We start from the raw sequence: 26,941 nt of genomic DNA on the forward strand, positions 1-26,941 counted from the left end.
GGGTGGTTAAGCTAAATAACGAGCAGAAAGTTTGAGGATTTCCATGAAAATTGCAGTAGTAACGGACAGTACCGCTTATCTGACGGCTGAAATACGCCAGCGGCATCATATTCATATGCTGCCATTAGTCGTGAATATCGGAGAAAAATCATATGAAGAAGAAATAGATTTGGTTGCTGAGGATTTTTATGCCTTGATGAAATCATCCGAGGATTTCCCGAAGAGCTCCCAACCAGCAGTGGGTGCCATGTATCAGCTGTATGAAGAATTGGCGAAGGATCATGATGCAATCATCAGTGTCCACCTCTCAAGCGGTATAAGTGGTACGTACCAAAATGCTGCCTCCTTAAGCAGAGAATATCCTGAATTCAACATCCATCCCTTCGATTCTGAAATCAGCTGCTATGTCCAGGCTCGCTTCGTCTTGGAGGCAGCAAGGTTGGCTGCTGCCGGTATTGAACCGGAGCAGATCATTGCGCGATTGAACCATATGAAAAAAGGTTCCCGCGCTTACTTTATGGTGGACGATTTGATGAACTTACAGCGCGGCGGTAGATTATCCGGAGGGGCGGCTGTCATTGGCTCCATCATGAAGATCAAGCCAGTATTGCATTTTTCGGACAAAAAGATAGTCGTTTTCGAAAAAATCAGAACCAATGCAAGGGCGTTGCGACGGATCGAAGAACTGTTGGGCCAGACGGCTTCAATGACGGATTATCCAATCATCGCAACCGTTATCCATGGGAATATTCCCGAAAAAGGACAAGCTTGGCTGGAACATCTTCAAGGGGAATTTCCGGACATCAGGTTCGAATTGAGTTATTTTGGCCCTGTAATTGGGACGCATTTAGGCGAGGGTGCTCTGGGATTGACATGGACGGAAGACACCGAATTGAGCTTTCCGTTATAGGTAATAAGTCATTACGGCAATCATACATTCATCCGGGAAGGAAGGGCCATTTGGGTCCTGGCCTTCCTGTTTTTTCTGGGCGGAATTTCTGACTGCTTTTTAAACAGATAGCGGGGGTGTTTTTGTGAGAGTATTTATCGGCGTCAGATTGCCTGAAGTCATCAAAGAACAACTAGTTGCCATTCAGGGAGAAGTGAAGCGTGCCAGCCTCAAAGGATCATTCACGGATCCGGACAACTTTCATTTGACGATTCGTTTTATTGGGGAAATGAATCCGGAACAGCAAAGTGCGATTGAAGCTGCGCTGACCTACTGCACAGCAGACCAGGTATCGTTCCTGATAGAACCCGATGGATTGGGTTATTTTTTCAAAAAAAACAAGTGGATCATTTGGCTAGGCATCAAAGAAAACAACCACCTCCATCACCTTTATGAACAACTTAATGCTGCCTTGTTGAAGGGAAAAATGATATTGGCTAAGGAGGTTGCCTTCATTCCGCACCTCACGCTCGGTCGGGGAATTGTACTTTCGCAGGAGTGGGAAACACTTAGCAAAGTGCCGCTGCCCTTTGACCAGAAAATCCCGGTCACTGCACTGACGCTTTTCGAAAGTGTGCGGTTGAACGGAAAGCTGGTTTATCGCCCTATTGCTGATTTCCCCTTCAACAGCCAGGCTAGTCATTCAGCATCCAACAACCAATAAATCCTTAACAGGAAACAAAAAGGCGTCATTCTTCGTATAGTCAACGGAAGAGTGGCGGCTTTTTTGCGTATGCTATCTAGGGAAGGGGAGGACGGTATGGACGGTATGGACGGAAAGGAACTTTACGGCAGGGAATTGACGAGAAGCGAGTGTCGCAATTCAGACAAAGCGCTGCTGAATCTGGCTGAGATACGACCCGGTTTAGTCAGCTTGAACGGGAAGCTGACATGTTCCCGCTGCGGAAACCAGGACCGGAAAAAATTTCAGTCAGCGCCATGTTCTTGCGGCCCTGCTTGTTTTTATTGCTTAAGTTGCCTGAACATGGGGAAAATCAAGTGCTGTACAGTCCTCCATCATTTGCCGGAAAGCAACTCGTTCGTATGGCCCCATGAACCGATTCTGCAATGGAAGGGCCAATTGTCTTCGGAACAGAAACGTGCATCGGATGAAATCGTGGTGACGGTCCGTTCTCAAGAGACTCGCCTGATTTGGGCCGTCGCTGGTGCTGGGAAGACTGAGATGATCTTTGAAGGGATTGCAGCCTGTCTGAGCAAAGGCGGAAGAGTCTGTCTAGCCTCCCCGCGTGTGGACGTTTGTCTGGAACTGGCCCCACGGATTAAGCAAGCTTTCCCAGACGTCCCTTTGGCCTTGTTGTATGGAGGCAATGAGGAGGGGTATGGCTACACGCCGCTCGTCATCGCCACGACCCATCAACTGTTGCGTTTCCGGGAAGCGTTCGATTTCCTAGTCATCGACGAAATCGATTCCTTCCCGTACAACAACGACGCGAGCCTCCAATTTGGGGCTCAAAAATCCAGAAAAAAAGCGAGTGCGCTGATTTATTTGACGGCGACTCCGTCTCGGGACATGCAAAATGACATCAAGCGCGGCAGACTAGCAGCGACGGTATTGCCTGCCCGCTATCACGGATTTGCGTTGCCCGAACCAGATTGTCTGTGGGTCGGGAACTGGCGCAAGGCCATCACCAAAAAGAAAAGGGCTCGATTCCTTACACTTATCCGAAGGCAGCTCCAAACGAAGCGGCGCTTTCTACTTTTTTTGCCGCATATCCAACTGATGGAAGAGCTGGACGGATGGTTGCGGGAACTTTTTCCGGATAAGCAGTTCACCTGCGTTTCGGCTAGCGATCCTGAACGCGAGGAGAAGGTGAAAAGGATGCGGGCGGAGGCGTATGATTTTTTGATGACGACGACCATATTGGAGCGCGGTGTAACTTTCAGGGACATCGATGTCATCGTGCTTGGCGCAGAAGATCGGGTTTTCACGGAAGCATCGTTGGTGCAGATTGCCGGCAGGGCAGGCAGACACAAAGACTTTCCGACGGGGTGGGTCTGTTTTGCGCACGACGGCGAAACGAAAGCCATACAGGGTGCGGTCCGGCAAATCCGCTTGATGAATCGGGAAGCGGGAAGAAGGGGGTTGCTGAATGGGTCAATGCCTGTTTTGCCAAAATGAGATTCGCGAATGTTTGACTCTCCAGGAAATTTTCAGCTTCGGGAAAAAAGATTACGGAACAATCTGCCGATCCTGCGATGAAAAGTTACCGCGTTTAGCCGGTCAAACGTGCTGCCCGGGCTGCATTCGGGCACAAACATCAACGGAGTTGTGCGAGGACTGCCGGAGGTGGAGCTGCCGCTATCCGGAATTGACGATTGGACATCATGCCTACTATGCCTATACGGGTGTCGTGAAGGAATGGCTGCAACGCTACAAGTTTCAAGGCGATTACCGTCTTGCCGGAGCATTCAGCAACGAGCTGAGGGATTTCCAAAGAGCGTATCCTAAGGGACTGTTCCTCCCGTTGCCGATATCAAGCGCGAGTTACGAGGAAAGGGGATTCAGTCAATGTGAGGAGATGCTGAAACAATCAGGAATCCACTACGCGCAATTCTTGGGAAACCAGTATGCTGGCGAAAAACAGTCCGAAAAAAATAGGCAAGAACGACTGCTGACAACGCAGCCATTTTTTATGTTGGATGAGTACAAAAAATATCTTCAGCAGGAAATTATTCTTTTTGATGACGTCTATACTACCGGAAGAACGCTCTACCATGCGAAAAACCTGCTGTACAAGCAAGGGTTCAGATTGATACGTTCCGTGACAATCGCAAGATAATAAATCATAAACATTGAAATGTTAAGGCGCTTACATTATAATGAAGTTAAAGAAACCCCCTATGAGTGGTCCATAGGTGAGGGTTGTCTTTATCTGACGATGCGTCAGACGAAAGGAGAGAGTGCTATGTTTAAGTATAATGTCCGAGGAGAAAATATCGAGGTTACAGAACCGATTCGCAGCTACGCCGAGAAAAAATTAGGCAGATTGGAAAAATACTTCAGTAACGTGCCCGAAACAACAGCGCATGTCAACTTGAAAGTATATCCTTTCCCAGCCGAAAAATCTGCTAAGGTGGAAGTTACGGTTCCGCTACCTTTCCTGGTTTTAAGAGCCGAAGAGACTTCCAATGATTTATACGGAAGCATCGATTTGGTCGTGGACAAACTTGAACGCCAAGTTCGTAAATACAAGACGAAGATTCACCGCAAATCCAGAGAGAGAGGATTTGATATCGGTAACGAACCGAATCCGATCGAAGAGAATATCGAAGCCGATGAAAATGCACTTGAAATCGTCCGCACGAAACGTCTTTCTCTCAAACCGATGGACAGTGAAGAAGCTGTATTGCAGATGAATATGCTTGGACACAACTTCTTTATCTTCGAAGATGCTGAAACGAACGGCACAAGTATCGTGTACCGTCGAAAAGACGGCAAATTCGGTCTAATCGAAACTGACTAAATCTGAAAATAACGTCCCCCGCCCATAATAAACGGTGGGGGGCTTTTTTTTTTACTTATAGGAATTTATAAAATTTTCCAAACTAAAAACCGCATCACCGCAGGTGTTTCACGGATTTTTAAATTGGGTCACGCATCCCAAATCTTTGGCTAGCTTCACGGGTTAGCCCTTCGGAAATTAGATAAATCGTGCCTATTGCGCTCTACGATACTCAGTCGGCTCGATTTCCTAAATTTCTTTCAGGGCTAAACGAACCCGTTCAGCTTTTCTAATTTGGCAACTGCTGCAAGGTTTTGTTGATGGGGAGTAGTTCACATTAATTAAAAGTAATGATAGAATAGTAGAGATAAAAGAATTATTTTTGCATCAGCAACGAACCACTTATACACGAATGCATACCCAGTGAAAATGATTGCTGGAATGAAATCAGACAGCAAGAGGAGATATAGAATGGCCAACTTTTTAAAGAAACTCATCGAGAATGATAAGAAAGAGCTACGTTCCTTGGAAGGGGTAGCGGATAAAGTCATCTCCTACGCGGATCGAATGGCCGCTTTGGATGATGAAGAATTGCGCGATCTAACCGAATCGTATAAAGAACGCTATAAAAAAGGGGAGTCTTTGGATGATCTTCTGCCAGAAGCATTTGCGGTAGTCCGCGAAGGCGCAAAACGCGTCTTGGGACTGTATCCTTATAAAGTGCAGATTATGGGGGGGCTTACCCTACATAAAGGCAATATCGCTGAAATGAAGACCGGTGAAGGTAAAACCTTGACCGCGACGATGCCGGTTTACCTGAACGCCTTATCTGGCGAAGGTGTGCACGTTGTCACAGTCAATGAATATTTGGCAAGCCGTGATGCTGTCGAGATGGGCGAATTGTACCGTTTTCTGGGGTTGACTGTTGGTTTGAATACAAACGGAAAGTCTTCTGAAGAAAAAAGAGAAGCCTATAACTGCGACATCACTTACAGTACCAATAATGAATTGGGTTTCGATTATTTGCGTGACAACATGGTCGTCTACAAAAATCAAATGGTGCAGCGCCCGTTGAACTTTGCGGTCGTCGATGAGGTCGACTCGATTTTGATTGATGAAGCCCGTACACCATTGATCATTTCCGGACAAGCCGAAAAATCGACAGCACTCTATAACCGAGCCGATTTTTTCATCAAAGGATTGAAAGAGAATGAAGATTATACGATTGATTTGACATCCAAATCAATCGCATTGACGGATGAAGGTATCGAGAAAGCCGAAAAAACATTCCATTTACCGAACTTGTACGATGTGGACAATACCCGCTTGGTGCATCATTTGGATCAAGCTTTGCGCGCCAACTTCATCATGCTTGTGGATATCGATTACGTAGTGGAAGACGGAAAAGTAAAAATCGTTGACCAATTCACTGGCCGGATCATGGAAGGCCGTCGTTACTCGGACGGACTTCATCAAGCCATCGAAGCAAAAGAGAACGTTGAAATCGAAAATGAATCGAAAACGATGGCTACCATCACTTTCCAGAACTATTTCCGTATGTACAAAAAACTGTCCGGTATGACCGGTACGGCGAAAACGGAAGAAGAAGAATTCCGGGAAATCTACAACATGAACGTTATCTCGATTCCTACAAACAGACCGATCGTCCGTAATGACTTTCCAGATTTGTTGTACCCATCCTTGAAGAGCAAATTCAGGGCTGTTGTCGGCGACATCAAAGAGCGTCATGCTAAAGGGCAACCGATCCTTGTCGGTACCGTAGCAGTGGAAACTTCGGAACTGCTTTCGCACATGCTGAGCCAAGAAAATATTCCGCACCAAGTGTTGAATGCCAAAAACCATTTCCGGGAGGCGGAAATCATCATCGGGGCAGGTCAACCCGGAGCCGTCACAATCGCCACCAACATGGCCGGCCGTGGTACCGACATCAAGCTGGGTAAAGGCGTCAAGGAATTAGGCGGTCTCTGCGTCATCGGTACCGAACGCCATGAATCCCGCCGGATCGATAACCAACTGCGTGGACGTTCCGGCCGTCAAGGGGATCCCGGCGAAACGCAATTTTACCTGTCGCTGGAAGACGACTTGATGAGACGCTTCGGATCGGAACGCATCCAGCAAGTCTGGAGCAAATTGAATTTGGATGATGAAGCAGAAGATGTGGTCATCCAAAGTAAAATGCTTTCCAAACAAGTGGAATCAGCTCAGAAACGAGTAGAAGGCAATAACTACGATACCCGTAAAAATGTATTGGAATACGATGAAGTCATGCGTGAACAGCGTGAAATCATTTATGGACAGCGTCTGGAAGTCATCAATGAAACCGAATCGTTGAAATATGTCGCAACAGCCATGATCAAACGTGCGATTGCGCGTGTGGTCGAAACGCATACAATCGGTGAAAAGGCGACATGGAACCTGCAAGGGATCCGCGATTTTGCCGGAGCTGCCCTCGTGCATCCCGACAGCATCAGTTTAGCCGATCTTGAAGGCAAAACTGCGCATGAAATCGAGGAATATTTGGTGGAACGCGCAATGGAAGTTTACAAGGCAAAAGAGAAACAATTGAGTCCGGAACAAATATTGGAGTTCGAAAAAGTCGTCATCCTGCGGGTCGTGGACAGCAAATGGACTGATCACATCGATAATATGGATGAGCTGCGCCAAGGAATCGGCTTGCGTTCATACGCACAGAACAATCCGTTGACCGAGTACCAAACCGAAGGCTATGATCGTTTCCAAGAAATGATCGCCACCATCGACTATGACGTTACCCGTATCGTGATGAAATCGGAAATCCGCCAAAATCTGCAACGACAATCAGTAGGCCAAGGCTCGAACATCATGCCGACGCGTGAGACGGTCGCTTCCCAAACGGAGCAACAGGAACAAGCGCGCAGAGCCCAAATTGCCGCAATGAGAATGCAAAAACTGATGGAAATCCAAAAAGCCAAACAAGCGGCTGAAGCAGCAGAAAAAAAAGAGTCGCCCACCGAATAATAAGTGGAAAGTGATATAAGCAATCCACAGTTCAACCAGCAAAATCGAGTCAAACACACACACTAATCGGATACAACGCCAATCGAGGAGGGTCGGGATAAAAAACAGTCGCTTGTTTTTATCCTGACCCATCCTTCTTTTGTCGAATCTAGGAGGAAATCAAATGGAATTAAGTGAAATCAAAGCAATATTGGAAAGTTCAGAAACAAAAATCTCAAGCTTCAGGAGGTCTCTTTGACTTAGATGGACTGGAAACGGATATCGCGGAATTCGACGATCGCATGCTGGATCCTGAGTTCTGGAACAATGCCGAAGCGGCGCAGGAAATCATCAACCAATCGAACCAATTAAAAGTAGTCTACAATACGTTCAAGAGTTTGGAAGCGCAGTATGAAGACCTTGAAGTCTTGTATGAGATGGTGAAAGAGGATGAAGATCCGGAATACTTGGAAGAATTGAACGAAAAAACGAAAGAATTTACGGAAGCACTGGAAAAATATGAATTGACGATGCTGTTGAACGGACCGCACGACAAATCCAACGCCATTTTGGAAATCCATCCTGGTGCCGGCGGAACGGAATCCCAGGATTGGGGAAGCATGCTTTTCCGCATGTACACACGTTGGGCCGATAAAAAAGGTTTCGACGTGGAGACGCTGGACTATCAAAGCGGGGATGAAGCCGGAATCAAGAGCGTAACGATCCTTATCAAGGGTTTGAACGCCTATGGTTACCTTCGTTCGGAAAGGGGCGTGCACCGTTTGGTCCGCATTTCGCCATTCGACTCGGCCGGAAGAAGGCACACCTCTTTTTGTTCGATCGACGTGATGCCGGAGATTGCTGCGGACGATACGGAGATAGAAGTGAATCCGGATGACATCCGTGTGGATACTTATCGCGCCAGCGGAGCAGGCGGACAACACATCAACAAGACGTCCTCGGCTATCCGGATTACACACATTCCTACCGGCGTTGTTGTGGCGAGCCAGGCGCAACGTTCCCAATTTCAGAACAGGGATACCGCTATGGGGATGCTGAAGGCAAAACTGTATCAACTGCAAGAGGAAGAGCGTGAAAAAGAACTGGCAGCCATCCGTGGAGAGCAAAAAGAAATCGGTTGGGGTTCACAGATCCGTTCTTACGTATTCCATCCCTATTCCATGGTAAAAGACCATAGAAGCAACTATGAAACGGGTAATGTACAGGCCGTCATGGACGGCGATCTGGACGCCTTTATCGATGCCTATCTGAAAATGACGATGGATCAGGAAGAACTGTAAGATCCGCAATGAAATGACAAATGACCAAACGCGTGAGCGGGAATAATGAGGATTCAGCTGGACTTCTGAGAAACTATTGACACATACTTGTAAAGAAACTAAAACAGACATATTTACGCAACGTGCTATAATAGGGAAGCATTCTTGCGGCCACTGAAGCTTTCAGACCGGCAGCAAGGAAAAAAAGAAAAGACAGGTGATAAAATGATTGAAATGCTGAATGTCTCGAAGAAATACAACAACGGCATTACGGCGGTCAATAATCTGAGCGTGAAAATCGAACAAGGGGAATTTGTGTATATTGTAGGCCCCAGTGGAGCCGGCAAATCAACCTTTGTCAAAATGATGTATCGCGAAGTAAAACCATCCTCAGGAACAGTTCAAGTAGGCAAATATAATTTAACGACCATGAAGGAAAAAGAAATCCCTTTGTTACGCCGTTTTGTGGGTGTAGTCTTCCAGGATTTCAAACTATTACCGAAACTGACCGTTTATGAAAACATCGCCTACGCGATGGAAGTAGTCGAAAAAAGTCCAAAAGTCATCCAGAAGCGCGTATTGGAAGTGCTTGATTTGGTTGGCTTAAAGCATAAAGTGCGGATGTTCCCGAATGAACTTTCCGGCGGGGAACAGCAACGGATTGCGATTGCGCGTGCGATTGCGAACATGCCAGGCGTCCTGATTGCGGATGAGCCGACAGGTAACTTGGATCCGGATACGTCCATGGAAATCATGCGTATTCTGGAAGAAATCAACAACCAAGGCACGACAATTCTGATGGCAACCCATAACAGCCAAATCGTTAATGACATCAAACACCGTGTATTAGCAATAGAGAATGGCCGTATTGTCCGAGATCAACAAGAAGGAGAATATGGATATGAAATTTAGAACATTTATGAGACACATAAGAGATGCGTTCAAAAGCCTGTTCCGAAATGGCTGGATGTCGATAGCCTCTATCAGTGCAGTGGCGCTGACTTTGCTTCTTGTGGGATCCTTTACCGGGATTCTATTGAACGTGAACAAATTGGCTTCTGACGTCGAAAATGATGTGAGTGTAAAAGTTTACATCGATTTGGCGGCTGATCCTGCCGCACAGGAAGTATTGAAGACGGAACTGGAGAACATCGCCAATGTGGAATCCATCTCTTTCTCAAGCAAGGATGAGGAATTGGATAAGATCATCGGAAGCTACGGCGATGAGTTCGACCTATTTGGTGGGGATGCCAATCCATTGTATGATGCCTATGTCCTTAACACGACGGCTCCGGAACAGACAAAAGCGGTAGCTGAAGCGGCATCCGCCATGCAGTATGTCACTCAGGTCGAATATGGCGGTGCCACAGCGGATAAGTTGTTCGAGACGATTGCGACGGTCCGTACAATCGGACTTGTCATCATCATCGGCTTGCTGTTGGTAGCTGTATTCCTGATTTCCAACACGATCCGAATCACCATCTTCTCACGGAGCACGGAAATCGAAATCATGCGTTTAGTGGGGGCAAAAAATAGCTTCATCAGATGGCCGTTCCTGATTGAAGGAGCCATTATTGGTTTGGTTGGTGCAATGCTCCCTACAACCTTCCTCATTTTCCTTTACCGATTCATTTTTGATGTGAGCGGGGATTACTTGGCTGGTACAAACTTCAGCCTCTTGACTCCGAATCCATTCCTTCTCTACATCAGTCTTCTGATGGTGGGCATCGGCATCATTATTGGGGCATTCGGTTCCGTATTCTCGATGCGCAGATTCCTGAAAGTTTAACAAAATTGAGCGTATTCAAAAAAGGTTCCCGCCATGCAAGTCCATGGCGGGAACCTTTTTCTGTTGCATGAATCACGGTTCCTTCCCTGAAACCCGACAAGCTTCAATTATTATTTTCGCGCGCGAACATTTCGCTTAAACCATACGGAATCTCCTGTACGGCGCACTTTTGGGAGTCTTCTGGTTTGAGAAACAAAAAGCAGCCGGTGAAATCTGAATTGCCGTTTTCCAACATTTTTAGTATGCTGAAAAGGAAGCGAGCCGAACAGGAAGCTTAGATGCTCAGAATACGGACATTCGTAAAATACATGGGATGGCATTCGCCATCCCGGACCCCAATCGGTCGGAGGAGGAAACATGAAAAAGGTTTTGCTAGTGGATGATGAACCATCCATCGTTACATTGTTGGCTTTCAACTTGGAAAAAGACGGCTACGAGGTGACAACTGCCACTGACGGAGCGGAAGGCTACCGTTTAGCCATCTCGAATCCTTTTGACTTCATCATTTTGGACCTGATGCTGCCGTCAATGGACGGAATGGATATCTGTAAACGTCTGAGACAGGAAAAATTTGATACACCGATCATGATTTTGACAGCGAAGGATGATGAATTGGAGAAGATCATCGGACTTGAGTTGGGTGCGGATGACTATATGACGAAACCGTTCAGTCCCAGAGAAGTATTGGCAAGGATGAAAGCTATCTTAAGAAGGACAAACAAAGCTATTCCGGCTGAAACGGTAACGACTCCCCAACAGGAGCTGAAGGAAGAGGAGACAGAAAAAATTGAGGTGGGCGAAATCACTATTTTCCCGCAACTTTATGAGGTTCATGTAGCGGGAGAATTGATTGAAATAACGCCAAAAGAATTTGAATTGTTGCTTTACATGGCGAAGCGTGCTAATCGCATCCTAAGCCGGGAACAGTTATTGAACGCCATCTGGAATTTTGATTACGCGGGAGAAACGCGCATCGTTGATGTGCATATCAGCCATCTCCGCGAAAAAATCGAAAAAGATACTAAAAATCCGCAATACATCCGTACGGTCCGAGGATTCGGGTATAAATTCGAGGTAGCTAAGCCATGAAGCAACTGCAATTGCGGATGCTTGCCACTTTTGTGTTGATCTTTGCGCTGTTCAGTGTGGCTTTCGGTATATTTCTGGAGGTAGTGTTAGGGAATTATACGCGAAATTTGCACAGCGAGCTGCTTGTTGAGCAGACTCAAATAGTGGGTACGCTACTCCAAAACAGTACAGATGGCAGTGATTGGGTTTTTGTTGAAGATGAACTGGATAAAATTGTTGCTTTCACAGAAGACAGGATTACTTTGGTCGATACCGATGGGGTTGTTCTTTATGATTCGCAAGTCACTACGGTTAATCTTGAGAATCATCTGCGCCGGAAAGAAATTCAGGAGGTACTTTCCGGTGATCCTTATGGAACCGATCAAAGAAAGAGCGAAAGCACCAATCAGGAGCTGTATTATGTAGCTGTGCCTATCTATGATGAGGCAGGCGCCATCGTTGCTGTTATCCGGTTATCCAGACCGTTGAGCGCCTTGACGGTCAGTCAGCGCATCGAACAGTCCCTTTACGTTTTTATTCTATTGGCTCTAGTTGTAGCATTCATACTGACTTATGCTTTGACGAAGCGTATCGGCAGACCTATCGATGCCGTTATGGATGTCGCCAAAAAACTTTCCGACCACCAATACGATGCGCGCTATAAAGGGAAAGGCTTCGGTGATTTTCAGAAATTGGGCGAAACTATCAATGAACTTGCCGAGAGTCTGGATAACCAAATGAATGAGATCAAGCAAAATGATGAACGGCTTACAGGGTTGATCAATCATTTGGTCATCGGCGTGATGCTTTTGGATGATCAGAAGGAAATCACAATGGTCAATGCCGCTATGCAAGAAATGTTGAGCGAAAGTGAAGAATCATTGGTCGGCAAATCATATGTTGAGGCAGTAAGCAGTTATGGTCTCAGCCACATGATTGAACGAGCTTATACTTACAGAGAGCCGCAGAATGACGAAATTTATTTTTACTACCCAAAAGATAGGGTCGTAGATGCCAATATCGTGCCGATTACAAGCAAGAAGCCGGGAGAAATGAACCTGATCGTCCTACTCTATGACATAAGCGAAATTCGACGGTTGGAGAAAGTCCGTACCGACTTTGTTGCCAATGCCTCACATGAGCTCCGGACACCCGTCACAGCTTTAAAAGGATTCGCTGAAACGTTGTTGGACGGTGCAATGGAAGATCCCGTCATCCTGAAACAATTTTTGGAAATTATTTTGGCTGAAAGTACACGTTTGAATCTGTTGGTGAATGACATATTGGAATTATCAAAGTTGGAACAGCGCCAAGTTCCGCTCACGCTACAGGAAGTGAACGTATCGGAAGCGGTGTTGGCGACATTCCAATTGGTCAATCAGAAAGTGAAAGAGAAGAACATGACGCTGGAATTAGTTGAAAAAGATTTCGTTACGCTGCATGCGGATCCGAACCGCTTGAAGCAAATACTGGCGAATCTGATCAACAATGCAGTAGTGTATACGCAAGCTGGAGGGCATATCACGGTCACTGTCGAAAAGACGGCGGAGAAAGTCCGTCTGCATGTCGCCGATAATGGCATCGGGATACCGGAAGCCGATTTGGGAAGAGTCTTTGAACGATTCTATCGCGTCGACAAAGCGCGTAGCCGCAACTCCGGAGGTACCGGATTAGGCTTATCAATCGTGAAGTATCTTGTTGAAAATATGAACGGAACGGTGACTGTTGCAAGTAAACAGGGGAAAGGAACGACATTTACGGTTACTTTGCCTATATAAGAATAGATTCAAATACAAAAGCTTTACAGGCGGAAAATGCGTCTGTAGAGCTTTTTTGCTTGGACTAAGAAGACTCGTTTACAAAACATTTACAAAAAAGAGGGCATCTCAACAAAAACTTTACATGAAACCGCAAGGAAATTAACAATGGACCGTTAATATTAGGGATGTGAACAGGCAATGACGTTCAAATAACCTCAATATAAAGGATGGTAAAAAATGAACTTTGGCAAATTATCTAAATTCGCAATGGCTTTAACTATCGGCGCAACATTGGCAGCTTGTGGCAATGGTGATGGAGGAGACGCAGCAACAGAAAGTGGTGCGGCAACTGAAAGCACAACTGCAAGTAACGATATCTTAGTGGATGGATCTTCCACAGTATTCCCAATCATGGAAGCAGTAGCTGAAGAATTTTCGGTAGCAAATCCAGATCTCAGAGCGACTATCGGTGTATCCGGCACAGGTGGCGGATTTGAGAAATTCATCGCAGGCGAAACAGATATCAGTAATGCCTCCCGTCCAATCAAAGATGAAGAAATCGCCTTATTAGAAGAAGCCGGCATTGAATATACAGAGTTCCAAATTGCCTTGGACGGCTTGACAGTAGTTGTGAATAGCGATAACGACTGGGTGGATCAATTGACAATCGAAGAATTAGCAATGATCTGGACTGAAGGAACTGGCGTAGAAACTTGGGCGGATGTCCGTGAAGGCTGGCCGGAAGAAAAAATCGAGTTGTTCAGCCCAGGTACTGACTCAGGAACGTACGATTACTTTGATGAAGTGATCTTGGATGGCGAACAAATCAACAAAGCAGCTTCATTATCTGAAGATGACAATGTCTTAGTACAAGGTGTTTCCGGATCCGCAAATGCTATCGGGTACTTCGGATATGCATACTTCTTGGAAAACAGTGACATCGTTAAAGCCGTTCCGATTGTAAACGGTGAGGGCGTTGCAGTCACACCTAACGACACAACAGTTCAAGATGGATCTTATGAGCCGCTTTCTCGCCCATTGTTCATCTATGTGAAGAACGAGTCATTAAAAAATGAGAATGTCTATGAGTTCACGAAATACACATTGGAAATGGCAGCCGAAATGGCAGCTGAGGTTGGCTATGTAGCACTACCGGCTGAATCTTATGAAGCAGCTTTGACTACATTGGAAGGCTTGAAATAAACAAAACCAAATAAATAACTAAGGGATGTGAGGGAAGCGAGCGTTTTGCTTCCCTTACATCTCATCTTTATTAGAGGAGAATCAATATGTCCAAATCTGTCAAAGACTTGATGAACGAAAAAAGTTCACGACAAAAATCTTTGCAATTTACAGAAAAAGCAATGCCTCTTTTTTTTCTGGTCTGTGCGATCATTTCGATCTTGACGACATTCGGGATTGTGTTTACGTTGGCAAAAGAAACGTTCACATTTTTCAGTGACGTTCCGATCCTGGAATTCCTTACCGGAAAAGAGTGGTATCCTTTCTTCAAAAATGATCCCAGTTTTGGGATTTTACCGTTATTAAGTGGAACATTCTTGATAGCCGGAATTGCGATGCTCGTCGCGGTACCGCTCGGCCTCGCCTCAGCCATCTATTTGAGCGAATATGCAACCGAACGGACCAGAAAAATCGTCAAGCCGGTTCTGGAGGTTTTGGCCGGGGTTCCTACCGTAGTTTACGGGCTGTTCGCCTTGACGTTCGTTACCCCATTGCTGCAGACAGTTATCCCGAACTTGCCGATATTCAATGCGCTGAGCCCCGGGATTGTTGTGGGGATCATGATCATCCCGCAAATCACGTCCTTATCGGAAGAAGCGATGGGCGCTGTGCCGAACGCCATGCGCGAGGGAGCATTGGCTTTGGGGGCTACCCGTTTGGAAGTGGCGCTTAAAGTTATTTTGCCAGGGTCCTTGTCGGGGATCATCTCATCCATTGTGTTGGGAATCTCACGTGCGGTGGGCGAAACGATGATCGTTTCCACAGCTGCTGGATCCACGCCTAAATTTACGCTTGATGTAACAGAATCCATCCAGACGATGACTTCCTACATCGTTCAGGTCAGTATGGGGGATGCCACATATGGTTCAACTATCTATTACAGTATCTATGCGGTAGGGATGACCTTGTTCCTCTTTACCTTGTTGATGAACCTGTTGGCGAATTATGTGTCTCGTCGTTTTAGGGAGGAATATTGATGAAATTAGTACAGAAGAATAATAAAAGAATCAATAACCGGTTGATGCTGAATAACGTGTTTAAAGGATTCTTTTTTCTGGCTACCTTTTTTGGTATCGTCGTCTTGGCCATCCTGGTCATACGGATCGTTTCGCAAGGAGCCAGCTACCTTGATTGGGATTTCTTGAGCAATTATGCATCGAGAAAACCGGAAGATGCCGGCATCAAAGCCGCCATCTATGGTACCATTTGGATCATGTCCATTGTCGCTCCAGTATCACTCATTCTGGGTGTCGGAACGGCGATCTATCTTGAGGAATATGCTCCCGATAATAAATTTACGCACTTCATCGAGCTGAACATTTCGAATCTTTCCGGCGTGCCGTCCATTGTTTTCGGGCTCTTGGGGCTGACGGTATTCGTCCGCTTGGTGGAAATGGGCCGAAGTGTTCTGGCGGGCGGTTTGACCATGAGCTTGATGATTTTGCCTGTAATCGTTGTTTCCAGCCAAGAAGCGATTCGCGCCATTCCAAAGGAACAATATGAGGCCTCTTATGCGATGGGTGCCACGAAATGGCAAACAATCCGGACAGTCGTGCTCCCGGCAGCAGTGCCCGGCATTCTTACCGGATCGATATTGGCTCTCTCGAGGGCGGTTGGGGAGACTGCACCGCTATTGATGATCGGAGCGATGACCTTTATCGCTTATGTTCCAGAAAGCATCTGGTCCGGTTTCACGGCTATGCCGATTCAAATCTTCAACTGGGCAGGACGACCCCAAGAAGAATTTCAGGCAGTGGCTGCAGCAGGAAGTATTGTGTTGATGCTTATGTTGGTCATCATGAACTCACTGGCGATCTATATCCGCAATAAATTCTCGAAGCGTTATTAAAATAGGAGGGTACTCATTTGAATCCAGATGTTAGCTTAAAAGATAAAAAAATGATCTACAGCGTGAAAGATTTCAACTTATGGTACGGAGATACACACGCCCTTAAAAACATCCAACTCGATATTCCAACAAAAGAAGTCACGGCGATCATCGGACCATCAGGATGCGGCAAGTCCACTTTCATCAAAACCTTGAACCGGATGGTCGAGTTGGTTCCGACTGTAAAAATGACGGGATCAATCAATTATAATGAACAAAACATTTTTGATCCAAGATATAAAGTGGAACAGTTGCGTACAGATGTGGGGATGGTCTTCCAAAAACCGAACCCTTTCCCAAAATCTATTTATGAAAATATCGCATACGGACCGAAAATTCATGGTATCCGGGACAAAAATGTTCTGGATGAGATTGTCGAAAAAAGCTTGAAGGGTGCAGCTCTTTGGGATGAGGTGAAAGATCGTCTGAAGCAGAATGCCTTTGGGTTATCAGGTGGACAACAACAACGTTTGTGCATCGCCAGGAGTCTTGCAGTAGAGCCAGAAGTACTTTTGATGGATGAGCCGACTTCCGCATTGGACCCTATTTCAACGTCCAAAGTCGAAGAACTTATCCAGACTTTGAAAAAAGATTACAGCATCATCATCGTTACCCACAATATGCAACAGGCAGCCCGGATTTCGGACCAAACGGCCTTCTTTTTAAATGGAGAAGTGGTAGAATATGATAAGACGGAAATCATTTACTCCAATCCGAATGACAAACGCACAGATGATTATATCTCTGGCAAATTCGGGTAAGACTGGGCTATAATGGGATAAGAGATGCACTGTGATGCATAATGACATGTAACAGGGGGCGAAAAGATGAGAAAGATTTTTGAAGAAGAATTGCAGGATTTGCACGTACTTTTCTCTGAAATGGGAAAAATGGTGAATGAAGCAATCTACATATCTGTTAAAGGTTTTGTGAATCATGATAAAGAACTTGCTGCGGAAGTTATAGCGAGTGATACCATCATCAACCAAAGGGAAGCGGAAATCGAGAAAAGATGCTTTGAATTGATTGCGTTGCATCAGCCGGTCACTGGTAACCTCCGCAGAATCGTAACGATCATGAAGGCATGCGCGGATTTGGAGCGCATGGCAGATCATGCCGTCAGTATCGCAAAGTCGACTATCCGCGTAAAAGGGAACAAGCGCAATTCCGATATCGAAGCAGCGATAGCTGAACAATCGGAAAAAGTAAAAGTCATGGTGGAGGAAGTCCTTGCTGCCTATATCAAAACCGACATTGAAAAAGCCAAAGAAGTTGCGCTGAGCGATAAATTGGTCGATCAAGCCGCCGAACACATCTACGGACGCGCCATCGAAGAGATGAAACTTGATCCGGAACTCGTTCTGGGAGCGACAGATTACATCATGGTCGCCGGCTATCTGGAGCGGATCGGCGACTATGTAACAAATATTTGTGAATGGATCATTTACTTGGGTACAGGTAAAATCATCGAATTGAACACAAACAACAAGTTCGAAGACTAATAGATTTATGAGTGAAGGATGGAAAAGATAAAGCCAGGAAGACCGCGCGATCGAACCCGATTGCACGGCATCTTCCTGGCTTTTTTTATACATTCTTGAATCACAGCAGTCATAAAGAAGACAATTGAAAATACTCATGAAAATGTAATATATATTTCTGCACCAGATATAAGACAAGCGTTCCGCCAATTTGTTATAATGTGGATAATCATAGAGTAAATTTACAGAAAAATAACGTAAAATCAACGTTACAATGTTCCATCAATAAAATATGTGGTGGATTTACATAAAATTTACAAAAGAGATACGAAACATTTACAAATATTCGTTACGATGGATAAGTATGTGTTCAAGGTAAATACATGGGAGGTCAACAATGAAATTAAGATATGTTTCAGCCATAGTCAGTCTAGCTGCCGTTTTTGCGCTGTCTGCCTGCGGACCTGTAGTTGATGAGGAATCCATCACCGCGGTCGGTTCTTCTGCGCTGCAGCCGTTAGTGGAGGCCGCTGGGGAACAATTCAGTGCGGAAAACCTCGGGAAATTCGTCAATGTCCAAGGCGGTGGAACCGGAACAGGCTTGAGCCAAATTGCCGCGGGTGCGGTAGATATCGGTAATTCGGATATTTTTGCCGAAGAGAGGGAAGGAATTGATGCCAGCCAATTGGTGGACCATCGTGTCGCCATCGTTGGGATTACGCCTATCGTGACGCCCGGCGTCGGTGTAACGGATCTTTCCATGGAAGAGTTGCGCGGTATCTTTACGGGCAAATACAGCAATTGGTCCGAATTGGGCGGAAAAGATCTGCCGATAGTCGTATTGAATCGTGCGAAAGGTAGCGGTACCAGAGCGACATTCGATAAATGGGTTCTGGCCGGAGAAGAAAGCATCATCACCCAAGAGCAAGAATCCAACGGAACCGTCCGTCAGATCGTTGCATCAACACCGGGCACCATCAGCTATGTATCCTTCTCTTACGTCAACGAAGATGTCAAGGCGCTCTCCATAGATGGAGTAGAGCCGACGCCGGAGAACGTTACGACCAACGCATGGGTCATCTGGGCATATGAACATATGTACACGAATGGCGAACCTACGGGATTGACTAAAGAATTCCTGGATTACATGCTGTCGGAAGAAGTGCAGGGCAATCTGATCGAAGCGTTGGGATATATTCCTTCGACGCAAATGAAGGTCGATAGAGACATTGAAGGAAACGTCACACCGATCGAATAACAGCAACTGAAATATCATTGTGATGAAAGGCGGCCGCCTTTTCGGAGGACGGCGCCTTTCGTTGCGGCTCAAAGTTTAAGAGGAGGGTTTCTCTTGGAAATGACACCAGGAAACTTAATGAAAAAGTCAAGTAAACGCAGATTGGAATCATTTGGACGCACCATCAGTCTGATCAGCACTGCAGTCATCGTCTTCATCGTGCTGTCCATTCTATATTTTGTCACCAGCAAAGGGATATCCACCTTTGTTACGGATGGCGTATCACTAGGGGATTTTTTGACGAAAAGCATCTGGAACCCCGGTACCGTCGCTGATGACGGCACACCCTTAGTCGGAGCCTTACCGATGATCGCAGGCTCATTTTTGGTCACTTTGATTTCCGCAGCCTTGGCGACACCGTTCGCCGTAGCTGCAGCCTTGTTCATGACGGAAATATCACCGAAATCCGGGAAAAAAATACTGCAACCGGTCATCGAACTGCTTGTCGGTATTCCGTCGGTCGTGTACGGATTCATCGGCTTGACGGTTGTAGTGCCTTTTGTCCGCTCGTTGTTCGGCGGTACCGGATTCGGTATTCTTTCTTCCACCTTGGTCCTGTTCGTCATGATTTTGCCGACCGTGACCAGCATGTCAGTGGATGCTTTGAACGCAGTCCCCCGTCATTACCGGGAAGCTTCCCTTGCTATGGGAGGGACGCGCTGGCAGACCATCTATAAAGTGGTTTTGCGGGCAGCTACCCCAGGGCTTATGACAGCGGTCGTCTTCGGGATGGCGCGTGCGTTCGGAGAAGCCTTGGCGGTTCAGATGGTTATCGGAAATGCGACTTTGATGCCGAACAATCTTGTGACGCCGGCTTCGACATTGACAAGTATTTTGACGATGAGCATGGGGAACACCGTTATGGGAACCTTGGAAAACAATGTCCTCTGGTCATTGGCGACCATCCTCCTTTTGATGGCTTTATTCTTCAATATTTTGACACGCTACATCGGTAAGAAAGGAGCCGTTAAAAAATGAACATGGATCCCAAAAAAGTAGACAAATTTATGGTCGGCCTGATCTATCTGTTTTCCGGAACGATCATCCTTATTCTGGCAGGTCTGCTGCTCTTTATCTTATGGCGCGGCCTGCCCCAGTTCTCATGGGAATTTCTGACGGCACCGGCAAAGTCCTTCCAAGTAGGTGGTGGAATCGGAGTACAGTTATTCAATTCCTTTTACCTCTTGATCCTGACGATGCTGATCAGCACGCCACTTGCGTTGGGAGCGGCGATTTACCTTTCGGAATATGCACCTCAGAATTGGTTTACCGACATCATCCGTACTGCTATCGAAGTTTTGAGTTCCTTACCGTCAGTTGTAGTCGGACTCTTCGGGTTCCTGATTTTCGTCATCCAATATGATTTTGGCTTCTCGATCCTTTCAGGAGCCTTGTCCCTGACCATCTTCAATCTGCCGCTTTTGACGCGCACGATCGAAGATTCCTTGCGGGCGATTCCGTCTTCCCAGCGTGAAGCTGGATTGGCCTTGGGGCTTTCCCGTTGGGAGACAGTGACGTTGATCATTCTGCCGGCTGCTTTGCCGGGTATTCTGACCGGGATGATTTTAGCTGCGGGCCGTATTTTCGGTGAAGCAGCCGCATTGATCTATACAGCCGGGCAGAGCGCTCCGGCTTTGGATTTCACAAATTGGAATCCGCAATCCATCACAAGTCCGTTGAATATTTTCCGGCCTGCCGAAACATTGGCTGTACACATCTGGAAAATCAACAGTGAAGGCGTGAAACCGGATGGAGCGCAAGTATCCGCTGGTGCCTCAGCAGTACTGGTGTTGGCAGTCCTCATCTTCAATCTGACCGCCAGAAGTTTGGGCAGAAGATTGCAGAAGAAAGCTACTTCAGCATAGAACCGGAAAAATTGATTTGAAGGAGGGACCCTTGATGGGGAATGAAAAAACACTGGAAACGAATATCATCCGGATGCGTCCTGAGGCTGAAGTTGCCCTGAAGACAAATAATCTGCATGTTCATTATGGCGATTTTGAAGCAATCAAAGGCGTTTCCATGGAATTTGAAAAGAATAAAATCACCTCGCTGATCGGACCGAGCGGGTGCGGGAAATCCACTTATCTTCGTTCGCTGAACCGGATGAACGACGCTGTTCCCGGCGCAAAAGTGACTGGGGAAATCATTTACCAAGGCATTGATGTGAACGTACCTGAAGTCGATGTATTCGAAGTACGGAAAAATATTGGGATGGTATTCCAAAGACCGAATCCTTTTAGCAAATCGATTTATGAGAACATCGCTTTTGCACTGAGAAGGCACGGCATGAAAGACAAGTCGGCATTGGACGAAATCGTCGAAACCAGCCTGAAACAAGCTGCCCTTTGGGACCAAGTGAAGGATCAGTTGAACAAAAGCGCCTTAGCACTTTCGGGCGGCCAACAGCAACGTCTCTGCATCGCACGGGCGATCGCACTGAAACCTGATATCCTGCTTTTGGATGAACCGGCCAGCGCGTTGGATCCGATATCGACTTCTCAAGTCGAAGAAACCTTGCTGGAGCTGAAGGAAAAGTATACGATTATCATTGTTACACATAATATGCAACAAGCATCGCGGATCAGTGACTATACAGCGTTCTTCTATTTGGGCAATGTTATTGAATATGATGAGACCAGAAAAATCTTTACCCGTCCGAAGATTCAACAGACGGAAGATTATGTTTCTGGGCATTTCGGCTAGGAGGAAAGCAACGTGAACAGCACAAAACCCATTATTGAAACGCGTGATGTACATTTATATTACGGAAAGAACGAAGCGTTGAAGGGCATTTCGCTGGATTTCCATAAAAAAGAAATAACGGCTCTGATCGGGCCGAGCGGATGCGGAAAATCCACCTACTTAAGGACCTTGAATCGTATGAATGACTTGATTCCGGATGTGACGGTCACCGGGAAAATCAGTTTCAATGACCAGGATATCTACAGTCCGCAAATGGATACTGTAGAGTTGCGGAAAAAGGTTGGCATGGTTTTCCAACAACCGAACCCATTCCCATTTTCGGTATTCGACAACGTAGCATATGGCTTACGCATCGCCGGAATGAAGGACAAAGAAAAAATTGCCCGGATTGTGGAAGAGAGTCTTAAGAAAGCCGCTGTATGGGACGACGTCAAAGATAAATTAGATCAGAGTGCTTTATCTTTGTCAGGAGGACAGCAGCAACGTGTCTGTATCGCCCGGGTCTTGGCGATCGAACCTGAAGTCATTTTGTTGGATGAACCGACGAGCGCGTTGGATCCAATTTCCAGTGCTCAGATCGAACGGATGCTTATGGAACTGAAAAACGAGTACACGATGATTATTGTTACGCACAATATGCAGCAAGCATCGCGGATTTCTGATAATACTGCCTTTTTTTTGAACGGAGAATTGATTGAATTCGGTGAAACGAGCCAAATCTTCACCAATCCAAAGAAAAAACAAACGGAAGATTATATTTCTGGACGTTTCGGCTGATCCGTTGCATAATGAAAAATATTTACAAAGGGGTTGGTTTGTGATGAGACGAGTTTTTGAAGAGGAATTAAAGAGTTTGCACACTCACTTTTTGAAGATGGGTGTATTGGTCAATGAAGCGATCCAGAAATCAGTGGATGCTTTTGTCACGCACGATAAAGAATTAGCACAGCAAGTTATAGATGAAGATGCAGCCATCAATAAACTCGAGAACGACTTGGAGCTCGAATGTTTCGAATTGATAGCCTTGCAACAGCCGGTCACCACTGACTTGCGCAAAATCGTAACCGTGATGAAAGCCAGTGCCGATTTGGAACGGATAGGTGATCACGCGGTCAGTATCGCCAAGTCAACAATCAAAGTGAAAGGCACCAAGCATGATGCTGATATCGAAACGGCTATCGCGGAAGCTGCCTTGATGGTCATGGCGATGGTAAAGGAAGTCCTGGATGCTTACGTTGTCATGGATGTTGAACGGGCACGCGCGATTGCGGCCAGGGATACAGAAATAGATGAACGTGCAAAAAATATCTACGAAAGCTGCATCGAGCATATGAAACAGGATCCTGAAATCATTTTCGGAGGAACCAATTACATGCGCATTTCGACTTATTTGGAAAGAATAGGCGATTATGTAACGAATATATCCGAATGGATCATTTACTTGGATTCAGGCGAAGTCGTAGAATTGAATGTCCACCATAAAATTTAATGAGAAAAGCGTTGCCGAGCCGAATATGGCGCTGCAACGCTTTTTTATTTCTGCGTCAGTTCAAGGATCTGATACAGGAGAGATGCTTTGCAGCTGCTAATTTCGGCAGCAAGCGCAATAGCTTTCATAGAACAGATGAATTTGCTAAAATAAGGATTGAAGTAAGGAATAGGAGCTTAGATGAGATGATGTCAGATTTGAATACAGAAACCATACAAGCAGTTACGAAAATATTCAAATTGATCGGCGATCCGACCCGTTTTTTGATTCTCCATGTGCTGGAAAACCGGGAACTGAACGTTAATGCCATCGCAGAGGAACTGGACTTGGAGCAATCGGCAGTGTCGCACCAGCTGAAAAAGCTGCGGGAAGCGAAGTTGGTGAAGAGTAGAAGAAGCGGAAAAAATATCCTCTACAGTCAAGACGATCAGCATGTCTACGCAATCTTGCATTTGGCTGTAGAACATGCCGAACATGGCAGGGAAGAAGAGAGGAATGAGGCAGAGGCACGCTCCGCGGATAAGAAACATCCTTAAACAAAAGTGCGAACTAGTGTTCTTTTCCGAACTTGATATGGTATACTGAATGAGAATAGGAAACAGACGAAGACCAAAGAATAAGTCAAAGAGGGATCTGAAAATATGGCAAAAGACCAAATCATCGTACGGGGAGCCCGTTCGCACAATTTGAAGAATATAGATGTTACCATTCCAAGGGATAAGCTTGTCGTCATGACCGGTCTTTCCGGATCTGGTAAAAGCTCGTTGGCTTTCGATACGCTTTATGCAGAAGGACAAAGACGCTATGTGGAAAGCCTCTCCGCCTATGCACGTCAGTTTTTGGGCCAGATGGACAAACCGGATGTGGACAGCATCGATGGCTTGAGCCCAGCGATTGCTATCGATCAAAAGACGACGAATCGCAATCCCCGTTCGACTGTTGGTACAGTTACAGAAGTTAATGACTTCCTGCGACTGCTTTTTGCCCGTGTGGGTCACCCGATTTGTCCGAATGATGGCACGCCGATCAGCAGCCAATCACCCGAACAGATGGTGAATCAGGTTCTTGAGCTTCCTGAACGCACGAAACTGCAGATACTGGCACCGATCATCAAAGGGAAAAAAGGGCAGCACAAAAAAGTATTCGAAGACATCAAAAAACAAGGCTACGTCCGCGTCCGCGTCGATGGAGAGTTGTTTGATGTCTCTGAGGACATTGAATTGGAAAAAAATAGAAAACACGATATCGCGATCGTTGTGGATAGGCTGGTCATCAAAGAGGGCATCCGTTCGCGAATCTTCGATTCGATCGAAGCGGCACTGCATTTGGCGGATGGATACGCCATCGTTGATGTTATCGGGAGTGAAGAGCTTTTGTTCAGTGAGCACCACGCCTGTCCTTATTGCGGATTTACGATCGGTGAAATCGAACCGCGCCTGTTTTCTTTCAACGCGCCCTACGGAGCCTGTTCCGAATGTGATGGATTAGGAATGAAATTGGAAGTCGATCCTGACTTGATCGTTCAGGATAAACAGCTTTCCTTAAATGAAGGTGCGTTGGTGCCTTGGAACCCAATCAGTTCGAATTACTATCCGGAAATGCTGCGCCAATTTTGTGTCCAAAACGGGATTGATATGGATCTTCCTTACGCTGAACTTAGTACCGCTACCCAGCAAAAACTGCTCTATGGCGCTGAAGGCGAATTGTTCCATTTCCATTACCAGAATGAATTCGGCGGTGTCCGGGATGTCGATATCCCTTTTGAAGGGGTCATCACCAATGTCAATCGACGCTACAAAGAGACATCGAGCGATTTTACGCGCGAAGCGATGCGCCAATACATGACCGAGCTGCCCTGCCATACTTGCCACGGCTATCGTTTGAATGAGCAGGCCCTATCCGTGAAGGTGGCCCAACACGATATCGGTCAAGTCACGGAGTTTTCCATTGAGAATGCGGTCGCCTTCTTCGAGGGGATTTCTCTTTCGGAACAAGAGAAACAGATTGCGGCGCCTATCCTGAAGGAAATTTTGTCCCGATTGACTTTCCTGAAGAACGTCGGCCTGGACTATTTGACCTTGAGTCGGACAGCGGGCACGCTTTCCGGAGGGGAAGCGCAGCGGATCCGCTTGGCTACGCAGATAGGCTCCAACCTGTCCGGTGTGCTCTACATTTTGGATGAGCCATCCATCGGGTTGCATCAGCGCGATAACAATCGATTGATCGAATCGATGAAAAACATGCGCGATCTCGGGAATACGCTGATTGTTGTGGAGCATGATGAAGACACGATGATGCAGGCGGATTATCTGATCGATATCGGACCGGGTGCAGGTGAACTCGGTGGCGAAATTGTGGCTGCCGGTACGCCTGAACAAGTCATGAAAAACAAAAAATCGCTGACCGGGAAATATCTGTCAGGGAAATTGTTCATCCCGGTTCCGGAGACGCGAAGGACAGAAGACAAAGGAGCCGTGGAAATCACTGGCGCCACTGAAAATAATCTGAAGAATGTGGACGCGGCTTTTCCTCTAGGGAAAATTGTGGCAGTCACAGGCGTCTCTGGTTCGGGGAAGAGCTCCTTGGTCAATAATGTCCTGAAGACGGCCCTGGCCAAAGAATTGACCCGTACAAAAGAAAAACCGGGCAAATTCAAGACAATCAGCGGTTTCGAAGGTCTGGAGAAAGTCATCGATATCGATCAAAGCCCGATTGGACGAACGCCGCGAAGCAATCCAGCAACGTACACCAGCGTCTTCGATGACATGCGCGACCTTTTTGCAAGCACCAACGAAGCCAAAATACGCGGCTACAAAAAAGGCCGGTTTAGCTTCAACGTCAAGGGTGGGCGTTGTGAAGCCTGCCGCGGCGACGGCATTCTGAAGATCGAGATGCATTTCTTGCCGGATGTCTACGTTCCTTGCGAAGTCTGTCATGGCACGCGCTACAATTCAGAAACTTTGGAAGTGCAATACAAAGGCAAAAACATCGCTCAAGTGTTGGATATGACGATTGAGGAAGCTTTGGCCTATTTTGAAGCCATCCCTAAAATCAGACGCAAATTGCAGACCATCGTTGATGTCGGTCTTGGCTATGTAACATTGGGACAACCAGCCACTACTCTATCCGGCGGTGAAGCCCAACGGATGAAATTGGCCAGTGAACTGCAACGCGTATCCAGCGGGAAGACATTCTATATACTGGATGAACCTACGACGGGGTTGCATACGCACGATATCGCCAGATTGTTGCAAGTTTTGGATCGATTGGTTGAAGCCGGCAATACGATTGTCGTGATTGAACACAATCTCGACGTGATCAAAACGGCCGATTACATCATCGATATGGGACCTGAAGGCGGAGCCGGCGGGGGAACCGTACTCGCGACCGGAACTCCGGAAGAAATCGCCGAAGTGAAGGGAAGCTACACCGGTCAATTCCTGAAACCCATTCTGGAACGGGATAAAGCAAGAAACAAAAAGACAAAATAGATAGCGAAAGGCCAGCCGATTCCGGTTGGCCTTTTTTCCT

24 protein-coding genes are annotated in these 26,941 nt (G+C 46.4%); all 24 read left to right on the forward strand.

What is annotated here, in order from left to right; genetic code table 11:
• The first annotated feature begins 43 nt into the window (after positions 1–43).
• The 24 genes from BLV66_RS07675 to uvrA all read left to right on the forward strand — a co-directional run bounded on the left by BLV66_RS07675 (position 44) and on the right by uvrA (position 26,901).
• Positions 44–910, forward strand: coding sequence for a DegV family protein (locus BLV66_RS07675; protein ID WP_086985549.1), 867 nt, complete (start codon positions 44–46; stop codon positions 908–910).
• 124 nt (positions 911–1,034) lie between these two features.
• Positions 1,035–1,613, forward strand: coding sequence for an RNA 2',3'-cyclic phosphodiesterase (gene thpR / locus BLV66_RS07680; RefSeq protein ID WP_086985550.1), 579 nt, complete (start codon positions 1,035–1,037; stop codon positions 1,611–1,613).
• Positions 1,614–1,718: 105 nt separating this feature from the next.
• The gene (locus BLV66_RS07685) at positions 1,719–3,089 is read left to right on the forward strand and encodes an ATP-dependent helicase ComFA (RefSeq protein ID WP_086986008.1); all 1,371 of its coding nucleotides are present in this window, start codon (positions 1,719–1,721) and stop codon (positions 3,087–3,089) included.
• Positions 3,061–3,750, forward strand: coding sequence for a ComF family protein (locus BLV66_RS07690; protein WP_086985551.1), 690 nt, complete (start codon positions 3,061–3,063; stop codon positions 3,748–3,750). Before BLV66_RS07685 ends, BLV66_RS07690 begins: the two co-directional genes overlap by 29 nt.
• A gap of 126 nt (positions 3,751–3,876) precedes the next feature.
• The gene (hpf, locus tag BLV66_RS07695) at positions 3,877–4,434 is read left to right on the forward strand and encodes a ribosome hibernation-promoting factor, HPF/YfiA family (RefSeq protein WP_086985552.1); all 558 of its coding nucleotides are present in this window, start codon (positions 3,877–3,879) and stop codon (positions 4,432–4,434) included.
• 450 nt (positions 4,435–4,884) lie between these two features.
• Positions 4,885–7,431, forward strand: a complete 2,547-nt coding sequence (gene secA, locus BLV66_RS07700) for a preprotein translocase subunit SecA (protein WP_086985553.1) — start codon at positions 4,885–4,887, stop codon at positions 7,429–7,431.
• Positions 7,432–7,594: 163 nt separating this feature from the next.
• Positions 7,595–8,711, forward strand: a protein-coding gene (gene prfB, locus BLV66_RS07705) for a peptide chain release factor 2 (RefSeq protein WP_143033112.1) whose coding sequence is annotated in 2 segments (ribosomal slippage) — positions 7,595–7,666 and positions 7,668–8,711 — 1,116 coding nt in all. Because the reading frame shifts where the segments join, the coding sequence is not laid out codon by codon here.
• Positions 8,712–8,915: 204 nt separating this feature from the next.
• Positions 8,916–9,602 carry a cell division ATP-binding protein FtsE gene (gene ftsE / locus BLV66_RS07710; protein WP_086629500.1) on the forward strand — a complete coding sequence of 229 codons (687 nt, stop codon included), beginning with the start codon at positions 8,916–8,918 and terminating at the stop codon, positions 9,600–9,602.
• On the forward strand, positions 9,592–10,479 hold the full coding sequence (ftsX, locus tag BLV66_RS07715; protein ID WP_086985555.1) for a permease-like cell division protein FtsX: 888 nt from the start codon (positions 9,592–9,594) through the stop codon (positions 10,477–10,479). The genes ftsE and ftsX overlap by 11 nt, the downstream gene beginning before the upstream one ends.
• 357 nt (positions 10,480–10,836) lie before the next feature.
• Entirely contained in the window at positions 10,837–11,568 is a 732-nt protein-coding gene (locus BLV66_RS07720) for a response regulator transcription factor (RefSeq protein WP_086985556.1), read from the forward strand.
• Positions 11,565–13,325 carry a two-component system histidine kinase PnpS gene (pnpS, locus tag BLV66_RS07725; RefSeq protein WP_086985557.1) on the forward strand — a complete coding sequence of 587 codons (1,761 nt, stop codon included), beginning with the start codon at positions 11,565–11,567 and terminating at the stop codon, positions 13,323–13,325. Before BLV66_RS07720 ends, pnpS begins: the two co-directional genes overlap by 4 nt.
• 219 nt (positions 13,326–13,544) lie before the next feature.
• A complete protein-coding gene (locus tag BLV66_RS07730) occupies positions 13,545–14,510 on the forward strand; it encodes a PstS family phosphate ABC transporter substrate-binding protein (RefSeq protein WP_218131820.1) in 966 nt (321 codons plus the stop codon).
• A gap of 86 nt (positions 14,511–14,596) precedes the next feature.
• Positions 14,597–15,526, forward strand: coding sequence for a phosphate ABC transporter permease subunit PstC (gene pstC, locus BLV66_RS07735; protein ID WP_086985558.1), 930 nt, complete (start codon positions 14,597–14,599; stop codon positions 15,524–15,526).
• The gene (gene pstA / locus BLV66_RS07740) at positions 15,526–16,398 is read left to right on the forward strand and encodes a phosphate ABC transporter permease PstA (protein WP_086985559.1); all 873 of its coding nucleotides are present in this window, start codon (positions 15,526–15,528) and stop codon (positions 16,396–16,398) included. Before pstC (BLV66_RS07735) ends, pstA (BLV66_RS07740) begins: the two co-directional genes overlap by 1 nt.
• A gap of 50 nt (positions 16,399–16,448) precedes the next feature.
• On the forward strand, positions 16,449–17,198 hold the full coding sequence (pstB, locus tag BLV66_RS07745) for a phosphate ABC transporter ATP-binding protein PstB (RefSeq protein WP_086986010.1): 750 nt from the start codon (positions 16,449–16,451) through the stop codon (positions 17,196–17,198).
• Positions 17,199–17,264: 66 nt separating this feature from the next.
• The gene (gene phoU, locus BLV66_RS07750; protein ID WP_086985560.1) at positions 17,265–17,939 is read left to right on the forward strand and encodes a phosphate signaling complex protein PhoU; all 675 of its coding nucleotides are present in this window, start codon (positions 17,265–17,267) and stop codon (positions 17,937–17,939) included.
• Between the two features lie 376 nt (positions 17,940–18,315).
• On the forward strand, positions 18,316–19,176 hold the full coding sequence (locus tag BLV66_RS07755; RefSeq protein ID WP_086985561.1) for a phosphate ABC transporter substrate-binding protein PstS family protein: 861 nt from the start codon (positions 18,316–18,318) through the stop codon (positions 19,174–19,176).
• Between the two features lie 99 nt (positions 19,177–19,275).
• On the forward strand, positions 19,276–20,193 hold the full coding sequence (gene pstC / locus BLV66_RS07760; RefSeq protein WP_086986011.1) for a phosphate ABC transporter permease subunit PstC: 918 nt from the start codon (positions 19,276–19,278) through the stop codon (positions 20,191–20,193).
• Between the two features lie 2 nt (positions 20,194–20,195).
• Entirely contained in the window at positions 20,196–21,080 is an 885-nt protein-coding gene (gene pstA / locus BLV66_RS07765; protein WP_086986012.1) for a phosphate ABC transporter permease PstA, read from the forward strand.
• 34 nt (positions 21,081–21,114) lie between these two features.
• The gene (pstB, locus tag BLV66_RS07770) at positions 21,115–21,921 is read left to right on the forward strand and encodes a phosphate ABC transporter ATP-binding protein PstB (RefSeq protein WP_086985562.1); all 807 of its coding nucleotides are present in this window, start codon (positions 21,115–21,117) and stop codon (positions 21,919–21,921) included.
• 12 nt (positions 21,922–21,933) lie between these two features.
• On the forward strand, positions 21,934–22,698 hold the full coding sequence (pstB, locus tag BLV66_RS07775) for a phosphate ABC transporter ATP-binding protein PstB (RefSeq protein WP_086985563.1): 765 nt from the start codon (positions 21,934–21,936) through the stop codon (positions 22,696–22,698).
• Positions 22,699–22,741: 43 nt separating this feature from the next.
• Entirely contained in the window at positions 22,742–23,410 is a 669-nt protein-coding gene (phoU, locus tag BLV66_RS07780) for a phosphate signaling complex protein PhoU (RefSeq protein ID WP_086985564.1), read from the forward strand.
• A gap of 185 nt (positions 23,411–23,595) precedes the next feature.
• Positions 23,596–23,946: an ArsR/SmtB family transcription factor gene (locus BLV66_RS07785; protein ID WP_483887656.1), complete on the forward strand. Its 351-nt coding sequence runs from the start codon at positions 23,596–23,598 to the stop codon at positions 23,944–23,946.
• 105 nt (positions 23,947–24,051) lie between these two features.
• Complete coding sequence (gene uvrA / locus BLV66_RS07790) at positions 24,052–26,901, forward strand: excinuclease ABC subunit UvrA (protein ID WP_086985565.1); 2,850 nt, start codon at positions 24,052–24,054, stop codon at positions 26,899–26,901.
• Positions 26,902–26,941: the final 40 nt, after the last annotated feature.

This window comes from Trichococcus collinsii (assembly GCF_900107505.1).
GTDB classification, from domain to species: domain Bacteria; phylum Bacillota; class Bacilli; order Lactobacillales; family Aerococcaceae; genus Trichococcus; species Trichococcus collinsii.

What these genes read in the sequence shown, in the direction of transcription:
- BLV66_RS07685 (WP_086986008.1), top strand. Translation starts at nt 1,719, where the DNA reads ATGGACGGAAAGGAACTTTACGGCAGGGAATTGACGAGAAGCGAGTGT.
- pstA (WP_086986012.1), top strand. Translation starts at nt 20,196, where the DNA reads ATGGATCCCAAAAAAGTAGACAAATTTATGGTCGGCCTGATCTATCTG.
- BLV66_RS07675 (WP_086985549.1), top strand. Translation starts at nt 44, where the DNA reads ATGAAAATTGCAGTAGTAACGGACAGTACCGCTTATCTGACGGCTGAA.
- ftsX (WP_086985555.1), top strand. Translation starts at nt 9,592, where the DNA reads ATGAAATTTAGAACATTTATGAGACACATAAGAGATGCGTTCAAAAGC.
- hpf (WP_086985552.1), top strand. Translation starts at nt 3,877, where the DNA reads ATGTTTAAGTATAATGTCCGAGGAGAAAATATCGAGGTTACAGAACCG.
- secA (WP_086985553.1), top strand. Translation starts at nt 4,885, where the DNA reads ATGGCCAACTTTTTAAAGAAACTCATCGAGAATGATAAGAAAGAGCTA.
- pstC (WP_086986011.1), top strand. Translation starts at nt 19,276, where the DNA reads ATGACACCAGGAAACTTAATGAAAAAGTCAAGTAAACGCAGATTGGAA.
- pstB (WP_086985562.1), top strand. Translation starts at nt 21,115, where the DNA reads ATGGGGAATGAAAAAACACTGGAAACGAATATCATCCGGATGCGTCCT.
- pstA (WP_086985559.1), top strand. Translation starts at nt 15,526, where the DNA reads ATGAAATTAGTACAGAAGAATAATAAAAGAATCAATAACCGGTTGATG.
- BLV66_RS07690 (WP_086985551.1), top strand. Translation starts at nt 3,061, where the DNA reads ATGGGTCAATGCCTGTTTTGCCAAAATGAGATTCGCGAATGTTTGACT.
- pnpS (WP_086985557.1), top strand. Translation starts at nt 11,565, where the DNA reads ATGAAGCAACTGCAATTGCGGATGCTTGCCACTTTTGTGTTGATCTTT.
- pstB (WP_086986010.1), top strand. Translation starts at nt 16,449, where the DNA reads ATGATCTACAGCGTGAAAGATTTCAACTTATGGTACGGAGATACACAC.
- pstC (WP_086985558.1), top strand. Translation starts at nt 14,597, where the DNA reads ATGTCCAAATCTGTCAAAGACTTGATGAACGAAAAAAGTTCACGACAA.
- phoU (WP_086985560.1), top strand. Translation starts at nt 17,265, where the DNA reads ATGAGAAAGATTTTTGAAGAAGAATTGCAGGATTTGCACGTACTTTTC.
- BLV66_RS07755 (WP_086985561.1), top strand. Translation starts at nt 18,316, where the DNA reads ATGAAATTAAGATATGTTTCAGCCATAGTCAGTCTAGCTGCCGTTTTT.
- BLV66_RS07785 (WP_483887656.1), top strand. Translation starts at nt 23,596, where the DNA reads ATGATGTCAGATTTGAATACAGAAACCATACAAGCAGTTACGAAAATA.
- BLV66_RS07720 (WP_086985556.1), top strand. Translation starts at nt 10,837, where the DNA reads ATGAAAAAGGTTTTGCTAGTGGATGATGAACCATCCATCGTTACATTG.
- BLV66_RS07730 (WP_218131820.1), top strand. Translation starts at nt 13,545, where the DNA reads ATGAACTTTGGCAAATTATCTAAATTCGCAATGGCTTTAACTATCGGC.
- phoU (WP_086985564.1), top strand. Translation starts at nt 22,742, where the DNA reads ATGAGACGAGTTTTTGAAGAGGAATTAAAGAGTTTGCACACTCACTTT.
- ftsE (WP_086629500.1), top strand. Translation starts at nt 8,916, where the DNA reads ATGATTGAAATGCTGAATGTCTCGAAGAAATACAACAACGGCATTACG.
- uvrA (WP_086985565.1), top strand. Translation starts at nt 24,052, where the DNA reads ATGGCAAAAGACCAAATCATCGTACGGGGAGCCCGTTCGCACAATTTG.